23 protein-coding genes are annotated in these 21,267 nt (G+C 63.9%); 8 read left to right on the top strand and 15 right to left on the bottom strand.

Translation table 11 applies throughout. The features are described from left to right. Entirely contained in the window at positions 1–966 is a 966-nt protein-coding gene (locus tag ACK41X_RS06830; RefSeq protein ID WP_409720585.1) for an ABC transporter ATP-binding protein, read from the top strand. Between the two features lie 167 nt (positions 967–1,133). After that, entirely contained in the window at positions 1,134–1,622 is a 489-nt protein-coding gene (gene cynS, locus ACK41X_RS06825; protein WP_409720583.1) for a cyanase, read from the top strand. Positions 1,623–1,847: 225 nt separating this feature from the next. On the opposite strand, the gene ACK41X_RS06820 is transcribed toward cynS, so the two are convergent. Beyond that, positions 1,848–2,264 carry a PIN domain-containing protein gene (locus tag ACK41X_RS06820; RefSeq protein ID WP_409720581.1) on the bottom strand — a complete coding sequence of 139 codons (417 nt, stop codon included), beginning with the start codon at positions 2,262–2,264 and terminating at the stop codon, positions 1,848–1,850. Then, positions 2,265–2,462: a type II toxin-antitoxin system VapB family antitoxin gene (locus ACK41X_RS06815; protein ID WP_409720579.1), complete on the bottom strand. Its 198-nt coding sequence runs from the start codon at positions 2,460–2,462 to the stop codon at positions 2,265–2,267. It abuts the gene before it with no gap. A 148-nt stretch (positions 2,463–2,610) separates the two neighbouring features. On the opposite strand from ACK41X_RS06815, the gene ACK41X_RS06810 reads away from it, so the two are divergent. After that, positions 2,611–2,862, top strand: a complete 252-nt coding sequence (locus ACK41X_RS06810; protein WP_409720577.1) for a type II toxin-antitoxin system ParD family antitoxin — start codon at positions 2,611–2,613, stop codon at positions 2,860–2,862. 55 nt (positions 2,863–2,917) lie between these two features. Here ACK41X_RS06810 and ACK41X_RS06805 read toward each other — a convergent pair whose 3' ends face one another. From ACK41X_RS06805 to ACK41X_RS06775, 7 genes are all read right to left on the bottom strand, one after another. After that, positions 2,918–3,433 carry a hypothetical protein gene (locus ACK41X_RS06805; RefSeq protein ID WP_409720575.1) on the bottom strand — a complete coding sequence of 172 codons (516 nt, stop codon included), beginning with the start codon at positions 3,431–3,433 and terminating at the stop codon, positions 2,918–2,920. Beyond that, the gene (locus ACK41X_RS06800) at positions 3,421–4,833 is read right to left on the bottom strand and encodes an HD domain-containing protein (protein ID WP_409720573.1); all 1,413 of its coding nucleotides are present in this window, start codon (positions 4,831–4,833) and stop codon (positions 3,421–3,423) included. Before ACK41X_RS06800 ends, ACK41X_RS06805 begins: the two co-directional genes overlap by 13 nt. Positions 4,834–4,953: 120 nt before the next feature. Then, positions 4,954–5,730, bottom strand: a complete 777-nt coding sequence (locus ACK41X_RS06795) for a hypothetical protein (protein ID WP_409720571.1) — start codon at positions 5,728–5,730, stop codon at positions 4,954–4,956. A gap of 153 nt (positions 5,731–5,883) precedes the next feature. Further along, entirely contained in the window at positions 5,884–6,333 is a 450-nt protein-coding gene (locus ACK41X_RS06790) for an acyl-CoA thioesterase (RefSeq protein WP_409720569.1), read from the bottom strand. Beyond that, positions 6,330–7,535 (bottom strand): MFS transporter, encoded by a 1,206-nt coding sequence (locus ACK41X_RS06785; protein ID WP_409720567.1) that lies wholly within the window; start codon positions 7,533–7,535, stop codon positions 6,330–6,332. The genes ACK41X_RS06790 and ACK41X_RS06785 overlap by 4 nt, the downstream gene beginning before the upstream one ends. Positions 7,536–7,612: 77 nt before the next feature. Beyond that, positions 7,613–8,578: a Bug family tripartite tricarboxylate transporter substrate binding protein gene (locus ACK41X_RS06780; protein ID WP_409720565.1), complete on the bottom strand. Its 966-nt coding sequence runs from the start codon at positions 8,576–8,578 to the stop codon at positions 7,613–7,615. A gap of 35 nt (positions 8,579–8,613) precedes the next feature. Then, positions 8,614–9,486: a hypothetical protein gene (locus ACK41X_RS06775; RefSeq protein WP_409720563.1), complete on the bottom strand. Its 873-nt coding sequence runs from the start codon at positions 9,484–9,486 to the stop codon at positions 8,614–8,616. 305 nt (positions 9,487–9,791) lie between these two features. Between ACK41X_RS06775 and ACK41X_RS06770 the strand changes: the two genes are divergently transcribed. Continuing rightward, positions 9,792–10,721 carry a LysR family transcriptional regulator gene (locus ACK41X_RS06770; protein WP_409720561.1) on the top strand — a complete coding sequence of 310 codons (930 nt, stop codon included), beginning with the start codon at positions 9,792–9,794 and terminating at the stop codon, positions 10,719–10,721. Between the two features lie 13 nt (positions 10,722–10,734). On the opposite strand, the gene ACK41X_RS06765 is transcribed toward ACK41X_RS06770, so the two are convergent. From ACK41X_RS06765 to ACK41X_RS06750, 4 genes are all read right to left on the bottom strand, one after another. After that, the gene (locus tag ACK41X_RS06765) at positions 10,735–12,042 is read right to left on the bottom strand and encodes an ATP-binding protein (RefSeq protein WP_409720559.1); all 1,308 of its coding nucleotides are present in this window, start codon (positions 12,040–12,042) and stop codon (positions 10,735–10,737) included. Positions 12,043–12,143: 101 nt separating this feature from the next. After that, positions 12,144–12,830, bottom strand: coding sequence for a response regulator (locus ACK41X_RS06760; protein WP_409720557.1), 687 nt, complete (start codon positions 12,828–12,830; stop codon positions 12,144–12,146). Between the two features lie 190 nt (positions 12,831–13,020). Continuing rightward, positions 13,021–13,629 (bottom strand): Spy/CpxP family protein refolding chaperone, encoded by a 609-nt coding sequence (locus ACK41X_RS06755; RefSeq protein ID WP_409720555.1) that lies wholly within the window; start codon positions 13,627–13,629, stop codon positions 13,021–13,023. 135 nt (positions 13,630–13,764) lie between these two features. Further along, entirely contained in the window at positions 13,765–14,685 is a 921-nt protein-coding gene (locus ACK41X_RS06750; protein WP_409720553.1) for a LysR family transcriptional regulator, read from the bottom strand. Between the two features lie 139 nt (positions 14,686–14,824). On the opposite strand from ACK41X_RS06750, the gene ACK41X_RS06745 reads away from it, so the two are divergent. After that, positions 14,825–15,811, top strand: a complete 987-nt coding sequence (locus tag ACK41X_RS06745; protein ID WP_409720551.1) for a dihydrodipicolinate synthase family protein — start codon at positions 14,825–14,827, stop codon at positions 15,809–15,811. Positions 15,812–15,888: 77 nt separating this feature from the next. Further along, positions 15,889–16,857, top strand: a complete 969-nt coding sequence (locus tag ACK41X_RS06740) for a tripartite tricarboxylate transporter substrate binding protein (protein WP_409720549.1) — start codon at positions 15,889–15,891, stop codon at positions 16,855–16,857. A 61-nt stretch (positions 16,858–16,918) separates the two neighbouring features. On the opposite strand, the gene ACK41X_RS06735 is transcribed toward ACK41X_RS06740, so the two are convergent. Beyond that, entirely contained in the window at positions 16,919–17,875 is a 957-nt protein-coding gene (locus tag ACK41X_RS06735) for a hypothetical protein (RefSeq protein WP_409720547.1), read from the bottom strand. A gap of 280 nt (positions 17,876–18,155) precedes the next feature. Continuing rightward, positions 18,156–19,352, bottom strand: a complete 1,197-nt coding sequence (locus ACK41X_RS06730) for an L-lactate dehydrogenase (RefSeq protein WP_409720545.1) — start codon at positions 19,350–19,352, stop codon at positions 18,156–18,158. A 113-nt stretch (positions 19,353–19,465) separates the two neighbouring features. Between ACK41X_RS06730 and ACK41X_RS06725 the strand changes: the two genes are divergently transcribed. Next, positions 19,466–19,657 (top strand): hypothetical protein, encoded by a 192-nt coding sequence (locus ACK41X_RS06725; RefSeq protein WP_409720543.1) that lies wholly within the window; start codon positions 19,466–19,468, stop codon positions 19,655–19,657. A gap of 150 nt (positions 19,658–19,807) precedes the next feature. Further along, positions 19,808–21,151, top strand: coding sequence for a phosphoglucosamine mutase (gene glmM / locus ACK41X_RS06720; RefSeq protein ID WP_409720541.1), 1,344 nt, complete (start codon positions 19,808–19,810; stop codon positions 21,149–21,151). Positions 21,152–21,267: the final 116 nt, after the last annotated feature.

Here is a 21,267-nt window from a genome sequence, read left to right as displayed (position 1 = left end):
ATGACCGCACCCTTCATCTCGATCGAGGCCATCGCCAAGCGCTACCCCGCGCCCGCGGGCGTAACCACCATCTTCGAAAACCTGTGGCTCGGCATGGCGCGCGGCGAATTCGTCTGCGTGATCGGCCATTCCGGCTGCGGCAAGACCACGATCCTCAACATCCTGGCCGGCCTCGACAGCCCCTCCGAAGGCGTCGTCATCGTCGACGGCCAGGCCATCGAGGGCCCGAGCCTCGACCGCGCGGTGATCTTCCAGGGCCACTCGCTGCTCCCCTGGCGCTCGGTCATGGGCAATGTCGCCTATGCCGTCACCTCGAAATGGCGCAAGTGGTCGTCGGCGCAGGTGCACGCGCAGGCACAGACGTTCATCGATCTGGTCGGCCTCTCCGGCTCCGAGCACAAGCGGCCGTCCGAACTCTCCGGCGGCATGAAGCAGCGCGTCGGCATCGCCCGCGCGCTCTCCATCGATCCGAAAATCCTGTTGATGGACGAGCCGTTCTCCGCGCTCGATGCGCTGACCCGCGGCACGTTGCAGGACGAGGTGCGCCGCATCTGCCGCGACACCGGCCAGACCGTGTTCATGATTACCCACGACGTCGACGAAGCGATCTATCTCGCCGACAAGATTGTGCTCATGACCAACGGACCCGGCGCGGTGCTGGCCGAGATCGTGGAAAACCCGCTGCCGAAAGCACGCTCGCGCACGGATTTCCACAAGCATCCGCTCTATTACGCGCTGCGCAACCACATCATCGATTTCCTGGTCGAGCGCAGCAAGAGCTTCGTTGCCGAGAATCCCGGCTTCGATCCGCGCAATCCGACCCGGGTATACCCGGGTCGGACACCATTAGAAGGCGCAAGCCGGGTAGACCCGACTTGCGATGTGCCGGTGATCCGGCCGGGCGCCGCCGAGCCGCAGGTGATTGCGGCCGCGGACACCGCGAAGGCGCGTGTGGCCAATGGCTGACCCCGCTGGCTGTGATTCACCTCTCCCTTTGGGAGAGGTCGACCGCGCGAAGCGCGGGCGGGTGAGGGGTTACACCCCATCGCTCGACATAACCCCCTCACCCCAACCCTCTCCCCACAGGGGAGAGGGAGCGCACTGAGTGCGACGGCATATCCAAGGAGACCCTCATGAAACGTTCCGACCTCACCGAGAAGCTGCTCGACATCAAGCGCGAGAAGGGCTGGAGCTGGAAACACATCTGCGCCGAGATCGGCGGCTTTTCCGACACGCTGATCGTCGGCGCGATCCTCGGCCAGATGAAGCTGACCAAGCCGCAGGCCGCCAAAGCCGCCGAGCTGTTCGGCCTCTCCAAGGCCGAGGAGGCGATGCTGAACGAAATCCCGATGCGCGGCGACGGCACGCCGATGCCGCCGACCGATCCCTTGATCTACCGCTTCTACGAGATGGTGATGGTGAACGGGCCGGCCTGGAAGGCGCTGATCGAGGAGGAATTCGGCGACGGCATCATGTCGGCGATCGACTTCGACTTCCAATTCGAGCGCCTCTCCAACCCCAAGGGCGACCGCGTGAAGATCACCATGAGCGGCAAGTTCCTGCCGTACAAGTATTACGGCAATTCCGGCAATGTGCCGGAATATGGCTACAAGGAGGGGTGAGGGGCTTCCCTCGCCCCGCGAAGCGGGGAGAGGTTGCCGCGCGCATAAGCGCGTTTACGCGCGTCTTCGACGCGCTATGCGCGGCGGGTGAGGGGCGCTGACGCGCAGACTCTCTCCGCTCGTCCCCGCGACGGCGGGGACCCAGCACGATCATCGCCGCGATGGATAAAGCTTCTGGATGCCCGCCTGCGCGGGCATGAGCGGAGTGTGCGGTAACGCACAAATCTACTTCTGACCCCACACCTTCAGCGCTGAATGCTTGGCGACCTGTCTGAAATCGTCATCGGCCGTCAGCATCGTCAGGCCGTGGCGGATGCAGAGTTGTGCGAACAGTGCGTCGATGGTGCCGATCTGCACACCCTTGCGGCGGCAGTGATTGCGCAATGCGGCCGCCTCGATGTGATCGGTGCGGTCCGGCACGATCAGCGGCAGCGCCGAGAAATGATCGACGATCTGTTCGCGCGCCTTGGGGCCTGAAAATCCCTGCAGCAATTCCTGCAGGATGAGCCCTGTGGTGTAGAGCGGCTCGCCGCGCGCGATGGCGCGGTCCAGCGCGCCGGTTTCCGCGCTCTCCGCCGGCCGGTCGCGCCGCAGCGCCAGCGACCAGACGCTGGTATCGACGAACAGGCCCGCCTGGTCCACCTAGCGCTCGCGCTCTTTTTTATAGTCGTAGGTCTCGTCCCATTCGAGCGTGCCGAACAAGTCGCGCAGCCGCTTTTGCCGCCGCCGCGCGATGAATTCCTGCAGCGCCTTGGTCACGGCCGCCTTCTTGGTCTTCTCGCCGCTGACTTCCAGCGCGCGTTCGATCAAATCGGGGTCGATGGAGAGATTGGTTGCCATGTGTGAAGCTCCACACATAAGGTGACACACCAATGAAAATTGTCAACGGGCCGGCGATGAGCTGCTGATCGAGGAGGAATTCGGCCCCTACAGGCGATGCGGCGCGGCCACGATTGCCGCAACACCGCTCGGTTGTTATATTTGCCATATGAACAAGACCACATCCGTGCCGGTCGGCGAGCATTTCGCCGACTTCATCGAGCGCCAGGTGCAGGCGGGCCGCTACGACTCGCCGACCGACGTGGTGCGTGCAGGACTGCTGCTTCTGGAAGAGCAGGAACTGAAAGTCGAGCGGCTGCGGGCGGCCCTGATCGAAGGCGAGCAAAGCGGGGAAGCCGTGCCGTTCGATCTCGATGAGTTTCTCGGCGAGATGCATCAGGACCGCGCCGCGCCGCGATGAGCGGCTATCTGCTCAGGCCACGTGCGCGGGCGATTGGACCACGTCGCGTTGTCAATCAGAGGGGCGGTAAAGGACGTGGCGTTGGAATGCTGCGTAGTCGATCATATAGCTGGCGCGCGCGTTGCAGCCGTCCGCTATCTGCCTTTTCGGGTTTACGTCGTGCGGTCTCAGCCCAAGGGTCTTGAAAACGCTCGGAAGCTAAAAACAGCGCTGTTGCTGCAAGTTCTAACTCCACCGCGTCAACGTTGACGAGTTCTTGCGCAAGGCGCCGACGCGGTTCAGGCGTTTGATAATCCTGCGGAAGTAACGAATAGTACGTCGAATAGAGTCCGCCCCACGTGGCAGGAGTCTCTTGTTCGTTGAGCATCCCGAAGATACGCGCTGTCTGTGCCGCAGCGGCCAGTTGCTCAGAGTACGGACCGTAGTGTTTGTACCGGAACGGAAAGCCAGCGCCGACACCAGCGGCCTCGAGGATAAACGCGATCTTTTGAAATCTCGTACGTCCTACGATGTGGCCTCCGGCGTCACGTACGATTTCGGCGGCTCTCTGTGCTTCGTTTAGGCCGGCCATTTGCGAATCTCCGCGTCCATGATGTCGATGAGCTTCCTTTTCGTGTCCTCGTCGTCCTCTGCATGATAGACGCGAAACGATTTGTACATGCCGAGTTTTGCAACGACCTCAGACCGTTTCGAGAGATCCTCCAGGCGGCCACCTTCAGTCCGGATATTTACTTGATTAAGCGGCGCTTTCGGATCCTCCATCATCTCTTTGTAAGGTGATCGCTCCGCTTCGTCGACCAGAATCCGAGGAGGGGAGTCCGGCGCCTTCTCTGACCACCCATCCAGACACTTCGTGATCTCCAGCTTTATGTTCTCGCAGACCTTATCTGCGGTGCCGGATACGGCATCGCCGTCGCTCCTGTCGCGAGCGATCTTGGCGCGAACGTCGATGCACTTGTAGAGTCTCCGGTCTCGCATTCGGCGCGCAAGCGTGTTGATGCACACGTCTTCGGCGTCAGCCATTAGCGATAGCGCACCCCAAATAACAGTATCGTCAAGTGCCAACGCGCATTCGATATTATCGGGAGATTGGGCAAATTTCACGAGGGGATGCGTAGCGGGCAGTCCAGTTTTTTGGATAAGTCCGTTCTTTACGAGCGTAAAGGTCCGCGCGAGCAACTCCACATAGATTTTCTCGGCGCCGCGTGTGGCCTTGTGGAGGTACACTGTGGGGTAGAGCTGGAAGAGACCCAAAACGTAAGCCTCGGCTGCAAAGATTGCCTTCCTACCAAGGACAAAGGTTTGCACAGGCGGCAGCAGAGTTTCGCCAACGCTGTGCTCCACGGCATCGACCTCAAGGTTTTGTATAAGCCACTCGAAATCTATGGCGGCGTGCTGTGAGCCGGTCATCAGGCGATCGCGGCGCATATAATCGAGGCGGTCGGCATCGAATTGGCCAGACACGACGGCGGAATAGATGGTTCGAATGCCGCTGCCGGTGACCATATCGGCGACGTCGTTTGCGAAACCGCTTCCCATCTCGTTGCACAAGAGCGGCGTGATTTCGCTGTCGCGAATTAGTGCATCGCTTACCGTCTCGTGGTGCGCCATCTTCAAGTCGAAGCGTTCGCCGATTTTTTCGAAGGCGTGACTAAAAGGGCCGTGACCCACGTCGTGCAAGAGCGCCGCAGCGAGCGCCTGGAATGCTTTCTGGTCCTTCGCCGGAACAAATTTGTCGATAACGGTCATCAAACGCTTCGCCGTGTGAAAAACGCCCACGCTGTGAAGCAGCCGCGAGTGAGTTGCCCCTGGGTACACTAGGTCCGAAAATCCGAGTTGCTTTATTCTCCGGAGCCGTTGAAACGGCCTCGTCTGGAGGACATCCCAGAGGACACGATCAATCTGTGACCTTCCGACATCAAATTCGATAAGGTCGTGCAATGGATCCCGGATGCGCTGCTGCTTCGGCATTCGAACGAATCACCCCACACACGGCGCAGTTGTATCATAGAACAAATAGAGAACATTTCAACTGCTATTATGACAAATGTGGTTTCCAATCTTAATGCACCCCTAATTTGCAAAACGCTCCTAATCCCGTCCCCAATCGAACATCCGCCGATGCGCGCGCACCCGCTTGGAATAGCGGCCGCGCTTGCGCAGCGCCGGCTCCTCGCGCGGCGGCGCATGGGCATCGATGAAATCCTTCACCGCTTCGTCCGGCGCGCGGTCGAGCCGCACGCCCTCGGCGCGCAGGCGGGCGAGCGTGTCAGCCACTGATTCCTGAGTTTGCCAATGGGTCCCCGCTTTCGCGGGGACGACCGGGGGAGGGAGTTCGCGCTGTTGCGCGGGGACGAGCGCGGACAGGGCTGCGTTCGCCGCTTCGCGCTGTTCGCGGGCAAGCGTGCCCCGCCGCTTCCGCGGCATCGCCGCGAGCCTCGCCATCTTCGCAAGCTCGAGCGCGGCGGCGAGCCTGTCGAGATCGACACCGGGCGTCTCCTCGAGTTCAGCGACGTAACGCTGCGCCAGCGCGTCGAGCCGCGCGGCCAGCGTGCGGCGCTTCAGTTTCGCGCTGGCCCTGGCGCGCGGCACGGTGTCGGTGGCGCGGGGCGCGAATAGCGGGCGCTGCCAGTTCTGGTCGCGCGTCCAGCGGCAGATCGAGGCCCGGCCGACGCCGGTGCGCTTTGCGATTTCACTATAGGTCAGCGTGGTTTCCTCGATCAGCCGGCGGACGGCGGCGACCTTCATGTCGCCATGCGGACGGCGGCTGCGCGGTTCGCGCTCGGGCAGGCCGTCCGGCGTATCGGGCGTGACCCGCACCCGGCGGATCACCGGGGCATCGAGGACGGAGCGGTAGGGGAGGCGCATGGAAAGGAATATAGTCCTTTTATTTAAATAACGCAAGCTCTCTCCCGCTCGTCCCCGCGAAGGCGGGCACCCAGAGCCGCGAACGCGTACGGTATGGCGAGACTGCGCTGGATTCCCGCCTTCGCGGGAATGAGCGGAGTGTGTGGTGCCGCCTCAGGTAACCAGTCCCTCCACCGCCCGGCGCAATGCATCCGGCAGCGGCACCGGGCGGCCGCCTGAGCGGTCGACATAGACATGCACGAAATGGCCCTGCGCGGCGGCCTGCGCATCGTCATTGCGGAAAATGCCGATCTCATACCGCACGCTGGTGCGGCCAAGATGCGCGACGCGCAGTCCCGCGGTGACGAGATCGGGGAAGGCGAGGGGCCTGAAGTAATGGCATTGGGTCTCGACCACGAGGCCGATGACGGGGCTTTGCGCGATGTCGAGCGCGCCCTGTTCGATCAGGTAGCCGTTCACGATCGTGTCGAAATACGAGTAATAGGTGACGTTGTTGACGTGGCCGTAGACGTCGTTGTCCATCCAGCGCGTCGGGATCGCGCGCAGATAGGGATAGGCGGTGCGGAGCTGCGGCGCGGGGCGGCTGTTCGGAGCGGCGGTCATGGCCGCGATTGTGCCGAAGCGACGCGCAAAGACAATGCGACCGTGAGCGCGACATTGAGGAGCGCGAAGGCCGACAGCAGCATCAGCGTCGCCGGAATGCCGAGATGCTCGATGGCGACCGCGCCCGCGGCCGGAGCCAGCGCCTGCACGATCAGGCTCGGCATCGCGATCCGGCCCATCAGCGCCGGATAGCGTGCGGCGCCGAAGATCGCGAGCGGCAGCGTGCCGCGTGCGATCCAGGAAATGCCGTAGCCCGCGGCATAGAGGATCACCGCGACCGCGAGGATCGCGGGCGCGGATGTGAGCAGGAGCAGGCCGATCGCCATCAGCGCGACCGACGCGATCAGGGTGAAGCGCGGATGATAGCGCGCCCCGAACAGGCTCTCGACCACGCGGGCGGCGATCTGCGCCGGGCCGAACAGCATGCCGAGCGCGACCGCCGCGGCAAAGTCGAGGCCGCGCGCCTGCAGGACGATGAGCAGATGCACCACGATGATCGAGCCGATGCCGGCGGCGATCGAGAGAATGAGCGCGAGCAGCACCAGGATCGCGGTTTCGCGGTGCGTGGCGGAGGGCAAGGCGTCCGTCTCCGCGCGAAGCGGAAGCGGCGGCTCCTCGGGCGCGGCGGGTGCGGGGCCGCGCATGGCGTAAAGCTGCAGCGGCAAAGCGAGCGCGAGATGCAGCGCGGCATAGACGAAACAGGTGCCGCGCCAGCCGACCGCCTCCACGAGAAATGCGCTGAGCGGCCAGCACACCGTGGAGGCGAAGCCGCCGAACAGCGTCAGCTGCGTGATCGGTCCGCGCGCTGCCTGCCCGTAGCGCTTGCCGAGCGCGGCGAACACCGCGTCATAGAGCCCCGTGCCCATGCCGAGCCCGACCACCACCCAGGCGGCAAAATAGAATGCGAGCGAAGGCGCAAGCCCGATCCCGGCAAGCCCCGCGGCGAACAGGAGCGAACTCGCCGCCAGCACCGGCCGGCCGCCATGCGTCCCGATCAGCGCGCCGATCCGGGGCGAGATCAGCCCGCCGACCAGAAGACCGACCGAGACGCCGCCGACAATGGCCGAGAGCGGCCAGCCGGTATCGGCGGCGATCGGCGCGGCCAGCACCGCGGGAAAATAGAAGGACGAGCCCCAGGCCAGAATCTGGACTGCGCCGAGACAGATGACGGTGATGAAAGGGCTGTGCGTCCCGGCTGGCATGGCGCGCGGACCATAGCGGCGCTGCGTCAACGGCGAAAGCCGATCAGCCCTCACTCTACGTCAAACCGGCCATGCCGCTATTGAGGTTCGAGGCCGATATCGCGCACGACCTCTTTCCAGATTTCGTATTGCTCCTTGATGAATTTGCCGGTGGCCGCAACGGTCTCGCCGCCGTCGCTGAAAAAGCCGAGCTCGACCAGCCGTTCGCGCATCGCGGGATCGTTCAGAATCTTGTTCATCTCCTGATTAACCCTCTGAGCGATTGCCTCGGGCGTCCCGGCTGGTGCGACCAGGACGAACCAGCCAACCAGCTCGACGCCCGGCAAGGTTTCCGCAATCGGCGGAATCGACTCGAATTTCGGCATCGGCTTGAGCGAGCTGACCGCGAGCGGCGTGAGCTCACCGCTGGCGATAAAGGGCGCGGCCGAGGTGATCGGCAAGCTGATGAGTTGGACGCGTCCGGTGATCGCGTCCTGCACGCCGTTGGTGATCGTCGTGTACGGCACTTCGACCAGCTTGGTGCCGGCCTTCCGGTTCAGCCATCCCGCGAGAATGCCGGTGAAATTGCGCGAGCCCTCCGTTGCGATCGCCATCTTGCCGGGATCGGCCTTGTCTCTGGCGATCACCTCTTTGAGGCTGCTCGCCTTCAGGGCGGGATTGGCGAGAATGAAAAAGGGGCCTTTTGCGATCATCGACACCGGCGCGAAATCGCGAAGCGGATCGTAGGGCAGGGTCTTGAAGGTGTGCGGGTTGCTCGCGAGCGCAGCAGCAGTCGCAAAGAAGAAGGTATAGCCGTCGGGCGGCGACTTCGCCGCGGCCTGCGCGCCGACGATGTTGGCCCCGCCGGGGCGGTTTTCGACGAAGAATTGCTGACCGAAGGCCGCCGACAGCTTGTCTGCCAGAATGCGGCAGATGATATCCGGCGTCGATCCGGCAGCCTGCGAGACGACGATCCGGACCGGCCGCTCCGGCCAGGACTGAGCCTGTACCGTTGTCGTCGTCAGGATGGCGGAAAGCCAGAAAATCAGAATGCGAGGCAGCATTTCATCCTCCCTATCTTTCTTTTATGGTTGCTTAGTCATCGGCCTGCCGGTGGAGGCTCGGCCGATGTTGCAAGATGAACGTCCAAAAGAGCCTTGATGACATCGGCGGTGCGCGCCCGTGCCATTCCGCATTCGGTGGCAATGCCAAAGTCATCGAGAAATTTGCGAGCGGACGCGATACGGCGACGCGTTCCCTCGGGACCATCTTTGCCGTGCACCAGGCCGAGATAGATTTCAGTCGATGCAGGCAGCTTGAGCCCGGCCAGAGGCCGGAAGTATTCCTCGTCGTGACGCGCCATCGGAACCGGGAGATGAAAATAGGCGATGTCATGGGCGACAGCACCCGCAATCGCGTTCATGACCTCGACCATCTTGCCGGTATCGAGTGGCTCAATGAAATGCTTGGCGCCGAAATCGCCGTAGCAAAGATGAAAACCCAGTTCGACATCCGGCGGGATTGGCTCGCAGATGCGCGCGATTCGCGCCACGATCTCGGCGTTGGAGGTATGGACCAGCGGGAACATGTCCTGCGGTTGGCCATCCCAAATGATCATCTCGTGGCAAAAATCCCACTGGATGCAGAGATCGCGATGCGGAATGGCCCGGCAGATTTCCTCGACTTCACGAACGACAGCGGCCTCATAGGCGCGTTCGATCGCGGCAATGTCCCTCGCCGTGCAAAAGGCATAGATCACCCCCATGGGAGTGGGGAGGCAGACTTGGAAACGCACACCCTCAACAATGTCGCCTCGTTTGCGGGCCTCACAGAAATCGAGATAAGACGCGCGCGCCTCGCGAGCGTAGCCGAGTTCGCCAAAGCGGACGTCGTCCGGCTTTACGTCTGGCGCAAGACACAAAAGCGGGAAACCTGAGGTCTTGCGAACCGCGCCGCTCGGATCGGGCCGCAAAAACGGGCTCGATCGCAGAAACGGATACTGGAAGCTCACCCAGAGCCGGCGCGGTCCCGGCTCACCGTCCGGAATGCGCCGCAGCCGTCGCCCGAAACTGCGGCCCACGGTGCGAAACACCTCCTGGGCATTGTCCAGACCGATGCTTCCCACAAGATGAATTCTTTCAGGCAAGTGGCTCAAATCGTCCTCCCTTGTCCGGCCTCGCTGCGCGAGGCTTTGGGCCCGTGTTCTTGGCCGCAATTGACTTTCCAAATTCGATAAGTGTCAAATATGGAAATATTCAATTTCCATAGATCTAGAAAATGTATCCGGACTACCGCCAGTTCATGCATTTGCTCGCCATCGCACGATGCGGTTCCTTCAGCGGCGCCGCGACCTTGCTGCGAATGTCGCAGCCGGCCTTGTCCAACAGCATCTCGCAGCTCGAGAGCCGCCTGAAAACGCGGGTGCTCGATCGCGGCCGATCCGGCGCGCGTCTCACCGATGCGGGGCAGGCGCTGGCGCGGCACGCCGAGATTCTCGAAACGCAGATGGAGCGCGCTCTGGAGGAGGTTCGCTTTCGGCGCATGTCACAGCTGGGTCCGCTCAATGTCGGGGTTACGCCGGTTGCCGCAGCCAGTCTTGTTCCCCGCGCTCTGGCCCTGCTCAAAAAGGAAATGCCCATGCTTGCGGCCCGAGTGATTGAGACCGTGTTTCACGAGGGCATGCCTGCTCTGCTTAAAGGTAGCCTTGATGTGATGGTGGGGCCTATCGGCGTTTATGCGCCATTTGACGGAATCGAAGAACAGCAACTGACCTTCGATCCGTTCAGTGTGATCGTGCGCGAGGATCATCCGCTGGCATCGCGCCGCTCTCTCTCCCTGCGGCAACTGGCCGAGGTCGAATGGGTTCTTCCAAGCGACCAAAGCGCGTTTCACCGTCAGCTTGAGGCGCTGTTCGTGGTGGCCGGCCTCACCTGGCCGCAGCGCGCCATTGTTACCAATTCGATGGCCGCAATGAAGTCGATCGCGATGCACAGTGACTGCGTAGCGATCATGCCGAAGCAGTTGGTGACGATCGAACAGAAAGCCGGTCTGCTAAGGGCGATTCGTCTCACTGAGGCAGGCGCATCGCGTGCTCTGGGCATCAGTTGGGCAAAGGAACGGCGGCTCAGCGAGCCTGCCGCCGCTTTCGTCAGCGCACTACAGGAATGCGTGCGCTCTTCGCGGCGACAAGAGCCCCGGATCGGTTGAGCCCAGGCGAACGTCACTTCTGCGCATCGCCCATACCTGCTCCGCGGTCATGCACCGAGGTCACGGGCAGGCTGACGCGGATGCAGCTTTGCGTATCGCTGCGCTGCACGACAGCGACCTCGCCGCCATGCAGCCGCGCGATCTGCCGCGCGATCGACAGGCCAAGGCCGGAGCCCTTGGTTTCGCCGTTGAGCCGGTAGAATGGCGTGAAGATACGCTCGCGTTCGCCCTCCGGAATCCCCGCGCCGCTGTCGCAGACATCGACGATGGCATCGCGGCCATCGCGCGCGACCGTCACCGTCACCGGCGGCTTGCCGTGACGGTCGGCGTTTTCGAGAAGATTGCGGATCAGGTGCCGCAGAAAGCGCCGGTCGGCGGTGACCGTCAGCGGCGCGCCGTCCACCGTGCAATCGTCGAAATGGGCGGCCTCCTCGGCAACAAGCGCGAGCAGATCGACATCCTCGGGCTGCGGCAACGTCTTTGTCATGTCGAGCCGGCTGGCGAGCAGAATGGCGTCGATCAGGCCGTCAAGCTCGGCGATGTCCTCGTTCAGCGCGACCCTGTTTTTGGCATCGCCGTCTTCGCCCAGCATCTCGATGCCAAGCCGGATGCGCGCCAGCGGCGTGCGCAATTCATGCGAGGCATGGGCCAGCATCAGCTTGTGCGCGTTGACCAGTTCCTCGATGCGCTCCGCGGCGCGATTGAAGCTTCCGGCAAGCCGCGCCACCTCGTCGCAGCCCTCCACCTTCACGCGCGAACTGAGATTGCCGGCGCCCAGCGTTTCGACGCCCTGCTGCAGGCGTTCCAGCCGCCGGGTCAGCCCGCGCACCACCGGAAAGGCGCACAGCGCGATGATCAGCGCGATACCCCCGAGCAGCAGGATGAGGCCGATGGCGGGATGGCGGCGTTCGTTGGCGGCGGTGGCGACGATCCAGCGGCCGTCCGGCAGCGGCACATTCCAGGCGGCGCCGCCGGCGGTCGGCATCCAGCCGGGACGCCGCGACAAGGGCGGCGGCGGTGGCTCGCCATAGGAGGCGACGAGCTTCAGTTCCTTGTCGAACAGCGCGACATTGACCTGAAGCCGCTGCGCGAATTGGCGGATCGCCGTCTGCTGCGCGGCAGCCGGCGCGTCGGCCGGCGGCAGAACGCCGGACAGAAGCTCGCCCGCCACCTCGAAGCCTTCCGCGACCGGCCCCGGCGGCTTGCCGAACCGCCAGATCGCGCCGGACACGATCACTACCGAGAGCAGCGCCACCACGATGGTCAGGTAGATTTTGAGATAGAGGCGCTTCATGAGGTGGTTATAGCCTCGCTCTTTCATCCGCTTGTCCCCGCGAAAGCCGGGACCCGGAATCAAACCGACTGGATTCCCGCCTTCGTCGGAATGAGCGGAGAATGCGGTTCGGGCTTCGCACGACAACGTCAATCCTGGTTCTTGGCGAAGACATAGCCCGCGCCGCGCACGGTGATGACGCGCTTCGGCCGCTTCGGATCGTCCTCGATGGCGGCGCGGATGCGCGAGACATGCACGTCGATGGAGCGGTCGAAGGCCTCAAGCGATTCGTTCTTGACCAGCGTCATCAGCGTATCGCGCGACAGCACCCGGCCGGCATGTTCGGCGAGCGCGAGCAGCAGCGCGAACTGGTAGCCGGTCAGGCTGCGCTCCTCGCCATCGAGCCGCACCTGCCGCGCGCCGGTGTCGATTTCCAGCCGGCCGAAGCGAAAGACATCGGATTTCAGCCCGGACTTGGCGCGGCGCAACAGCGCGCGCAGCCGCGCCAGGAGTTCGCGCGGCTCGAAGGGTTTCGGCAGATAATCGTCGGCGCCCATTTCGAGCCCGACCACGCGGTCCATGGCATCGCCGCGCGCGGTCAGCATCAGGATCGGGGTCTGCGCTTTCTCGCGGATGCGGCGGCAGACATCGAGGCCGTCCATGTCCGGCAGCATCAGGTCGAGGATCAGGAGATCGAACGGCTCGCGGTCATGCAGCGCGATGCCGGCGGAGCCGTTCGGCGCGATCGCGGTGTTGAAGCCGGCTTCGCCCAGATAGCGCGCCACCATGTCGGCGAGCCGCCGGTCGTCTTCGATCAGGAGGATGCGGTCGGTCACGGGCGGCATCATAAAGCAAACAGAGCGGGTGGGGGTCTACGCGTTGGGGACGGATAGCGGACCCCCACCCGGCCTTTCCCCGGGCGAGGGAAAGGATTCGTGAAAAGCGAGCGGGTGGGAGCCTTCGCGGGGACATGAATAAGGCCCCCACCCGATCGCTCCCGGAGGAGGGAAGTTTCAACCGCGGCGCTCAGCCGCGGCGCCAGCCCATCATCGGACCGCGCGGCGGCAGGCGGTCGGCGAGCTTGCGCCGCTGCTCGGGGGAGAGCACTTCGGCGGCATCGCCCAGCGCCTGGGTGACGCGCTTCGACACGCTGTCGGCGAGCGCGATCTGGTCGGCGCGCAGCTTTTCCATCGCGGCGCGGTCGATCGTGGTTGCGGTCAGCAATTCACGCGCCTGACGGCGAGCGGAGAAGGCCTGCTCGCGCATCGGCAGCACATCCTTCAGCAGGGCGCGCATGATGCCGCGCAGCTTTTCCTGCTGCTCGTTCGAGGCATCGAGCTCGATCGACAGATGCCGCACCATGCGGTCGGCACGATCCTCGATCATCGCGGGATCGAGCGGTCCGGACCAAGGGCCTGACCAAGGGCCGCGCATGCCGAATTCGCCATGGCCGAAGGCGAAGGGATTGCTGAACGCCTTGCTCACGGCGGCGCCGGCGATCACGGTGGTGACGCCGATCAGTGCGGCGAACAGAATCTGGCGGCCGCGGCGGGTGCGCGGCACCGGCGGCGGGGTGACGCGTGAGGGCAATTTGATGCCGGTTTCGGTTTTGGTCGCTGTGTGGGGCTCGGTCATCGGGGGTCTCCAGAAGCGGGGCGGCTCGGCGCGGGGGTGCCGCCGGCCACGTCGCCAATCTGGAGGAGGGCCGTTTCGCGGGGATGTGCGGAATGTAAAGTTATGTAAAGGTGGGGCGGTGCCTGGGCAGGATCGTCAACTCGCCTTCCGCCGCACCGCGTCGAGCACCAGATCGCGCAGCCAGCGGTGGCCGGGATCGCCTTCATAGCGCTTGTGCCAGATCTGGATGAATTCCAGCTCCGGCACCGGCATCGGCAGCGGCACCGGAAACACCACGAGATCCGAGGTCAGCCGGAACACCGAGAGCAGCCGCCGCCTGGTATGCGCCACCAGATCGGTGCCGCGGATCAGCGACGGGATGCTGAGATAATGCGGCACCGCGACCACGATGCGGCGCGGAATGCCCATGGAGTCGAGGATTTCATCGACCTGAATGCCGGTATCGCGAAAGCGCGCCACGGTGACATGCGGCGATTCCAGATAATCCTGCAGGGTCATGGTCTGGTTTTTCAGGCGTGGATTGCGCTTGTCGGCGACGCAGATCAGCGTGTCGCGGTACAGCTCGCGCGCGAACAGGTCTTTCGGCACATGCGGGAACACGCCGATGGCGAGATCGATCTCGTCGTCGGCGATGCGCTGGCAGGATTCCTGAGGGCCCGACGTGCTGATGACGAGATCGATGCGCGGCGCCTCGCGGCGGATGCGCCGCACGATCGACGGCAGCGCTTCCACGCTCATGGCGTCGCTCATCGACAGCCGGAAGGTGCGCTCCGTTGTCGCGGGTTCGAATTCGGCCCCGCTTGAGACGATCGAACGGATGTCGGCCAAGACCGACTGCACCTGCGGGTGCAGCGACAGCGCCCGCCCGGTCGGCTGCATGCCGTGCGGCCCGCGCACCAGCAGTTCGTCCTTGAACAGATCGCGCAACCGCTTGAGTGCGTGGCTGACCGCGGGCTGCGTCACGCCAAGTTTCGCCGCCGCCTTCGAGGCGCTCTGTTCGGAGACCAGGGCGTCGAAGGCCACCAGCAGATTGAGGTCGATGCTGCGCAGGTTCACGGGTGAAGCCTCGTCGGTATCATGAATGAAGTTTATATCTTTATGAGGATAATGAAATTGCATTTATGATCCGCATGGGCTTTGAACGCCGAAAGCAAATGCTGTCGCCAAACCGGCGACAAAACTTCGGGAGGTCCCCATGCTGACTGTCGGTCACCGCCGCTACGTCGCCGTGCTGCTGCCCTACGACCGCTCGTTCAAGATCGACGAACAGGCCTTCCGATCCTATGTCCGCTATTTCGCCGACGACAAGCGCTTCGCGCGCGAAGGCGGGCTGTGCATCAATCCGGAAGCCGGCGAGATTTTCTATATGACGCGCGAGGAAAAGCGTCGCGTCCTCGAAATCGCGATGGAAGAGGCGCATGGCAAATTGCCGATCATCGCCGGCACCTGGGCGCTGACCACGGAAGAAACCGTCGAGACCGCAAAGGACTGCAAGGCGCTCGGCGTCGACGGCATTTTCGTGACGCCTCCCGGCGGCGCGCAGGACGTGACCTCTTGCTGGGATGCCGACGGCTATCCGGAAATCTGGCTCGACCAGATCATCGCGCAGGATCGCGCCGTCGATCTGCCGATCGTCACCCATCCGGTCGGCGGCGCCAAGCCGCCCTTCTTTCCCGGTCTGCCGCTGAACGCGACGCTCCGCATCTGCCGCGAAGTCAAGAACGTGGTCGGCTGGAAGATGACCTACACCTATGAAGGCTTCCGCCTGATCGCCAAGGGCCTGCGCGGTCTCGACCGTCCGGTCGCGGTGATGGGCGCGCTCGCTTCGCGCTTCCACGAATATCGCGCCACCGGCATGTTCGACGGCACGCTCAGCGGCTTCTGGACCTTCGCCAAGGAGCCGATGCTCGACCATCTCGACGCCTGGGATGCGCGCGACCTCGAAAAGGCCTGCGCGATCTGGGACAGCGGTCTCAGCGACTTGCAGGAATACATCGCCGACATGGGCCGGCTGCATATCCGCTACAAGACCGCGACCTGGCTGCGCGGCCTCATTCCGAATCCGTTCATGCGCGCGCCGATGCCCAAGCCCAAGCAGGACGAGATCGACACCATCTACCGCCTGCTGACGAATCTGAAGCTCGACGTGATCGATCTGAAGGAAACCCGCATCGCGGCCTGACGGCCGGAAAGCGCGCGCGAATCCGGCCTGACAAGACCGGGACAGCACTCAAAGACAATCGCAGGGAGATTTCGCTCATGAAGCGCGTATCCATCATCCTCGCCGGCCTGATCGCGGCCTTCGCCGCGACCGGCGCCGTAGCGCAGACCTATCCGACCCAGCCGGTGCGGATCGTCGTGCCGTTTGCCGCCGGCGGCGCCGTCGATACGGTGGCGCGCGTGGTCGGGCAGAAAATGTCGGAATCGCTCGGCCAGCCGGTGGTGATCGAGAACCGGCCGGGCGCCGGCGGCAATCTTGCGGCCGACGCTGTGGCGCGCTCTGCGCCCGACGGCTACACCGTGCTTCTCACCACCAACGGCCACGCCATCAGTCCCTCGCTCTATCGCTCGCTGCCGTTCGATGCGGTGAAGGACTTCATCCCGGTCACGCAGCTGATCGAATCGCCGCTGCTTCTGGTCGGATCGAAGAAGCTGGAAGCCAATAACGTGCAGGAGCTGATCGCGCTGGCGAAGAAGAAGCCAGGCGTGCTGAATTATGGTTCGACCGGCATCGGCAATCCGCTGCATCTGTCGATGGAACTGCTGAAGAAGGAAGCCGGGATCGACATCGCCAACGTGCCCTACAAGGGCGACGCGCCGCTCAACACCGCGCTGATTTCGGGCGAGGTCGATCTCGCCATCGTTCCGGTCGCGACCGGCCGCGCCAATGTCGACAACAAGCTGGTCAAGGGCCTTGCGGTCACCAGCGCCTCGCGCGCCAAGGCCTTGCCGGATCTGCCGACCATCGCCGAGCAGGGCGTCAAGGGCTTCGACATGGGCAGCTGGCAGGGCTTTTTCGTCCCGGCCAAGACGCCGGACGCCGTCGTGCAGCGCCTCTATCAGGCGGCCAAGAAGGCGCTGGAAGCACCCGATGTGCGCCAACGGCTGGCGCAATTCGTTGCCGAACCGGTCGGCAGCTCGCCCGAACAATTTGCCAAGAAGTTCAATGATGACGTGGCGAAATACGCCAAGATCGTCAAAGAGGCGAATATTCCGCAGCAGAATTGATTCCGGCGACCACTTAAGCCAGACCGCCGCAAGGCGGTCCGGCTTTTTCTTGCCGCTTCTGCTACCGTGAAGGCCGGTCAGCTCGCATGGCACGTTCGCCGCGCTCTGATGCGCCGCGATCCGAGGGCGTCTGCGCGGACCATTCCGCAACCGGCGCGGTGCGATAGCGCGGCAATTCGCGTTCAAGTGCGAACACCACGCACAGCGCAAGACTCGCCCAGACCGCGGCGCTGAAATAAAGCGACATCCACGGAATTTCCTCGCGCCATTCGGAAATGTCGCGCGTCACCACCCAGCGCCGGTTGACGTCGCGCAGTCCCTCCAGCGGATGCAGCGGTTTCGTGCCGCGCGCCGTCTCCTCGCGCCAGCGCTTGACATACATCGGCACGTCCACGGTCGCGAGAAAGGCGAGATAGAAGGCGATGCCGAGGACGGCGATCAGCAGCACCCCGCGGACCGCGCCTTCGAATTCCGGAATGAGCCGGAACAGGGCGAGCCCGACGATGAAGAACGCCGCCGCCCAGATCGAATTCTCGACCGCGTTGGCCCAGTATTTCTTCGTCAGCACGGCGTACCACGAAAAGGCCTCCGCGATCAGGATCAGCGGCACGATGATCAGCGCGGCGCTGACCGTTATCTGCGCGCCGGTCATCACGCCGAGCCGGTGGAGGATGATGGCCCATTGCACCGCAAAGCAGATTTCGGCGACCGTTGCGACACTGCGTCCGACCATGACGCTCGACAGCCAGGTGTCGAACAGGCAGATGCGCTGCACATCGGCGCGCGGCAAGAGCGAGCGGAAGGCGCAGCCGAACACATAGGCGGCGCACAGCGCCAGCATCACGCCGATCCCGGCATTGCCGCCGATCGTCCCCGCCTGCGGCTCGTTCAGGGTGCGGTAGAGCGCGAACCAGACCGCGATATTGATCAGGCTGACCAGCGTCAGCACGCCCCACCAGCGCGCCACCGCCTGCGACCAGACCAGTGCATCCGGCTGCCGTCGCCGCGTGAATTGCATGGAAAACTCCGCCATGTAACCTGGCTGATACTTATCCGTATTAATTCTGTCACAATCAATACGGCCAGACCCATGCGGCCGGATCACGGCGGCGCCGATTTTGTTTCGGCTTGAAGTGACGCGCAGATAGAGGTGGATTGAGGCCAAGGGCGCGATCCACCGACCGTCCTGTGCGGCGCAAAGACGGTCTTCGGCTACAATTGTGTGAGCATCCGCTTCCGGGTTCCCGCTTGCGCGGGAACGAACAGGTGTGTGCCCGCGGCCCGAAGTCGTCCTGTCGTCAGCCGGCTTTCTTGCGCGTTTCCGCAAGTTCGAGCACCCGCGTCTCGTCCGGTACGGTCTCGCTCGCGAGCGTGCGCCGGTCGATGTCCGCGATTTTCGTCACGCCGGTCAGCGCCATGGTGATGTCGAGTTCCTTGCGGATGATGTCGATCGCGGTCTTGACGCCCGGCTTGCCGAGCGCGCCGAGGCCGTAGATATAGGCGCGGCCGATCAGGCAGCTCTTGGCGCCGAGCGCGAGTGCGCGGAACAGATCCTGCCCCGAGCGGATGCCGCCGTCGAACATCACCTCGATGTCGCTGCCGACCGCGTCCGCAATCTTCGGCAGCATCGAGATCGATGACGGCGCGCCGTCGAGCTGGCGGCCGCCATGATTCGACACCACGATGGCATCGGCGCCGCATTTGGTGGCGAGTCTGGCATCCTCGACATCGAGAATGCCCTTGACGATCAGCTTGCCCGGCCACAGCGAGCGGATCCAGTCGACATCCTGCCAGCTCAGCGTCGGATCGAACTGGCTGTTGGTCCATTGCGCCAGCGAATTGACGCCCTCCATGCCCTTCACGTGACCGGCGAGATTGCCGAAGGTCTTGCTCTTGGCATTCAGGATGCTCATCGCCCAGCGCGGCTTCGACATGATGTCCAGCACATTGGCGAGCTTGATCTGCGGCGGCACGGTCATGCCGTTCTTGATGTCGCGATGGCGCTGGCCGAGCACCTGCAGATCGACGGTGAGAACCAGCGCGGAGCAGTTCGCCGCCTTGGCGCGCGCGATCAGGTCGGCGATGAAGCCGCGGTCGCGGATCACATAGACCTGGAACCAGAACGGCTTCCTGGTCGCCTCCGCCACCTGCTCCATCGAACAGATCGACATGGTCGACATGCAGAACGGGATGCCGGCCTCATTCGCGGCTTCGGCGGCGAGGATTTCGCCGTTGCCATGCTGCATGCCGCACAGCCCGATCGGGGCGAGCGCGATCGGCAGCGCGGCGTCCTGGCCGACGATGGTGGTGGAGAGGTCGCGCTTGTCGACATTGACGAGGACGCGCTGGCGCAGCTTGACGCGCTCCATGTCGGCCCGGTTGGCGCGGAAGGTCTCCTCGGCATAGGAGCCGGAATCGACATACTGGAAGAAGGCGCGCGGCACCCGCCGTTCGGCGAGCTGGCGCAGGTCTTCGATGCAGGTAATCGGCGTCATTGGCGTATCCACCCTTCCGGTTCTTCCGTAACATACCGCGCGGTGGCGCAAAATGCGGGAACCGGCCGGCGGCGGGGCGCGTTGACGGCGCTCTTCCCGGAGCGGAGGGTAAAATGGTGCAAAGCGGCAAAAAGCCCGGCGAAGCGGGATCGGGCGAGTCGACGTCCAACCGCGAACAGGAGCGCCAGCAAAAGGAGCGGCTCGACAAGGCGCTGGACGAGGGCCTGGAGGAGACCTTCCCCGGCTCGGACCCGGTCAATGTGGTGCAGCCGCCGCATTCGCCGAAGGACAAGGACGAGATCTGAACCGCACACCCATTGCGGATGCGGGGCCTTGGCGTTAACGCTACCGCCACGGCAGGCCGTTTGCTGCAACTTTTGCTCACAACTTGTGAAGTCGCATCCGCTAGGATGGCGCTACACGGACCTGACGGTAACGGGGACGGGGGTTCCAGCGTGACACGTCGATTTTTCGGCACGGACGGAATTCGCGGGCGCGCCAATGGCGTCATTACGCCCGAGCTTGCGCTCAAGGTCGGCCAGGCGGCCGGCCTCGTCTTTCAGCGCGGCGATTATCGCCACCGCGTGGTGATCGGTAAGGATACCCGGCTGTCCGGCTACATGATCGAGACCGCGCTGGTTGCGGGCTTCACGTCGGTCGGCATGGACGTGCTGCTGTTCGGCCCGATGCCGACGCCCGCCGTCGCGATGCTGACGCGCTCGATGCGCGCCGATCTCGGGCTGATGATCTCGGCCTCGCATAACCCCTACGACGACAACGGCATCAAGCTGTTCGGTCCGGACGGCTACAAGCTCTCCGACACGGTCGAGGCCGAAATCGAAAGCGTGATGGAGGAGAATGTCACGCGCCGCCTCGCCAAGTCCGCCGATCTCGGCCGCGCCAAGCGCATCGACGGCGTGCAGGACCGCTATATCGAATTCGCCAAGCGCACCTTGCCGCGCGATCTGTCGCTCGACGGTCTGCGCGTCGTGGTCGATTGCGCCAATGGCGCGGCCTACCGGGTGGCGCCGGAGGCGTTGTGGGAGCTCGGCGCCGAGGTGATCGCGATCGGCATCGATCCGGACGGCTTCAACATCAACAAGGATTGCGGCTCGACCGAGCCGGCCGCGCTCTGCGCCAAGGTGCGCGAGGTGCGCGCCGATGTCGGCATTGCGCTCGACGGCGATGCCGACCGCGTGGTGATCGTGGACGAGAAGGGCCATGTCATCGACGGCGACCAGCTGATGGCGGTGATCGCCGGAAGCTGGAAGGAGGACGGCCGCCTCGCCAAGCCGGGCGTGGTCGCGACCATCATGTCCAATCTCGGCTTCGAGCGGTACCTGAAGTCGCTCGGCCTGTCGCTGTCGCGCACCCCGGTCGGCGACCGCTATGTGCTGGAACACATGCGCGAGCACGGCTTCAATCTCGGCGGCGAACAATCCGGCCACATCATCCTGTCGGATTATGCGACGACCGGCGACGGCCTCGTTGCGGCCTTGCAGGTTCTGGCGGTGGTCAAGCGGCAGAACCGGCCGGTGTCCGAGGTCTGCCATGTGTTCGATCCGCTGCCGCAGATCCTGAAGAATGTGCGCTACAAGAAGGGCACCCCGCTCGACGATGCGAGCGTCAAACAGGCGATCGACGGCGCCACCGCGCGGCTGAACGGCAATGGCCGTCTGGTGATCCGCCCCTCCGGCACCGAGCCGGTGATCCGGGTGATGGGCGAGGGCGACGACCAATATCTGGTCGAAGAGGTGGTCGACGAGATCGTCGAGGCGCTGACCCAGGCTGCGGCCTAGGTTCTGTACCCATAAAGGGGATTCCCGAAGCGGGTGTAAAGTGATTCAACCTCCTGACGGAGGAGATCATGGCCCGTTTCGATCTCAGTGATGCGGAGTGGCGGATCATCGCGCCG

This window comes from Pseudorhodoplanes sp. (assembly GCF_046289595.1).
Lineage (GTDB): Bacteria > Pseudomonadota > Alphaproteobacteria > Rhizobiales > Xanthobacteraceae > Pseudorhodoplanes.
Note: the sequence above shows the minus strand (reverse complement) of the source record. Positions and strands in the feature narration are given on the sequence as shown.

Excerpts from the sequence above, each read along its gene's own strand:
- ACK41X_RS06770 (WP_409720561.1), top strand. The coding sequence starts at position 9,792 with ATGTATCCGGACTACCGCCAGTTCATGCATTTGCTCGCCATCGCACGA.
- ACK41X_RS06800 (WP_409720573.1), bottom strand. The coding sequence starts at position 4,833 with ATGCCGAAGCAGCAGCGCATCCGGGATCCATTGCACGACCTTATCGAA.
- ACK41X_RS06805 (WP_409720575.1), bottom strand. The coding sequence starts at position 3,433 with ATGGCCGGCCTAAACGAAGCACAGAGAGCCGCCGAAATCGTACGTGAC.
- ACK41X_RS06740 (WP_409720549.1), top strand. The coding sequence starts at position 15,889 with ATGAAGCGCGTATCCATCATCCTCGCCGGCCTGATCGCGGCCTTCGCC.
- ACK41X_RS06765 (WP_409720559.1), bottom strand. The coding sequence starts at position 12,042 with ATGAAAGAGCGAGGCTATAACCACCTCATGAAGCGCCTCTATCTCAAA.
- ACK41X_RS06795 (WP_409720571.1), bottom strand. The coding sequence starts at position 5,730 with ATGCGCCTCCCCTACCGCTCCGTCCTCGATGCCCCGGTGATCCGCCGG.
- ACK41X_RS06815 (WP_409720579.1), bottom strand. The coding sequence starts at position 2,462 with ATGGCAACCAATCTCTCCATCGACCCCGATTTGATCGAACGCGCGCTG.
- ACK41X_RS06735 (WP_409720547.1), bottom strand. The coding sequence starts at position 17,875 with ATGCAATTCACGCGGCGACGGCAGCCGGATGCACTGGTCTGGTCGCAG.
- ACK41X_RS06785 (WP_409720567.1), bottom strand. The coding sequence starts at position 7,535 with ATGCCAGCCGGGACGCACAGCCCTTTCATCACCGTCATCTGTCTCGGC.
- ACK41X_RS06725 (WP_409720543.1), top strand. The coding sequence starts at position 19,466 with ATGGTGCAAAGCGGCAAAAAGCCCGGCGAAGCGGGATCGGGCGAGTCG.
- ACK41X_RS06780 (WP_409720565.1), bottom strand. The coding sequence starts at position 8,578 with ATGCTGCCTCGCATTCTGATTTTCTGGCTTTCCGCCATCCTGACGACG.
- ACK41X_RS06730 (WP_409720545.1), bottom strand. The coding sequence starts at position 19,352 with ATGACGCCGATTACCTGCATCGAAGACCTGCGCCAGCTCGCCGAACGG.
- ACK41X_RS06810 (WP_409720577.1), top strand. The coding sequence starts at position 2,611 with ATGAACAAGACCACATCCGTGCCGGTCGGCGAGCATTTCGCCGACTTC.
- ACK41X_RS06830 (WP_409720585.1), top strand. The coding sequence starts at position 1 with ATGACCGCACCCTTCATCTCGATCGAGGCCATCGCCAAGCGCTACCCC.
- ACK41X_RS06790 (WP_409720569.1), bottom strand. The coding sequence starts at position 6,333 with ATGACCGCCGCTCCGAACAGCCGCCCCGCGCCGCAGCTCCGCACCGCC.
- ACK41X_RS06755 (WP_409720555.1), bottom strand. The coding sequence starts at position 13,629 with ATGACCGAGCCCCACACAGCGACCAAAACCGAAACCGGCATCAAATTG.
- cynS (WP_409720583.1), top strand. The coding sequence starts at position 1,134 with ATGAAACGTTCCGACCTCACCGAGAAGCTGCTCGACATCAAGCGCGAG.
- ACK41X_RS06745 (WP_409720551.1), top strand. The coding sequence starts at position 14,825 with ATGCTGACTGTCGGTCACCGCCGCTACGTCGCCGTGCTGCTGCCCTAC.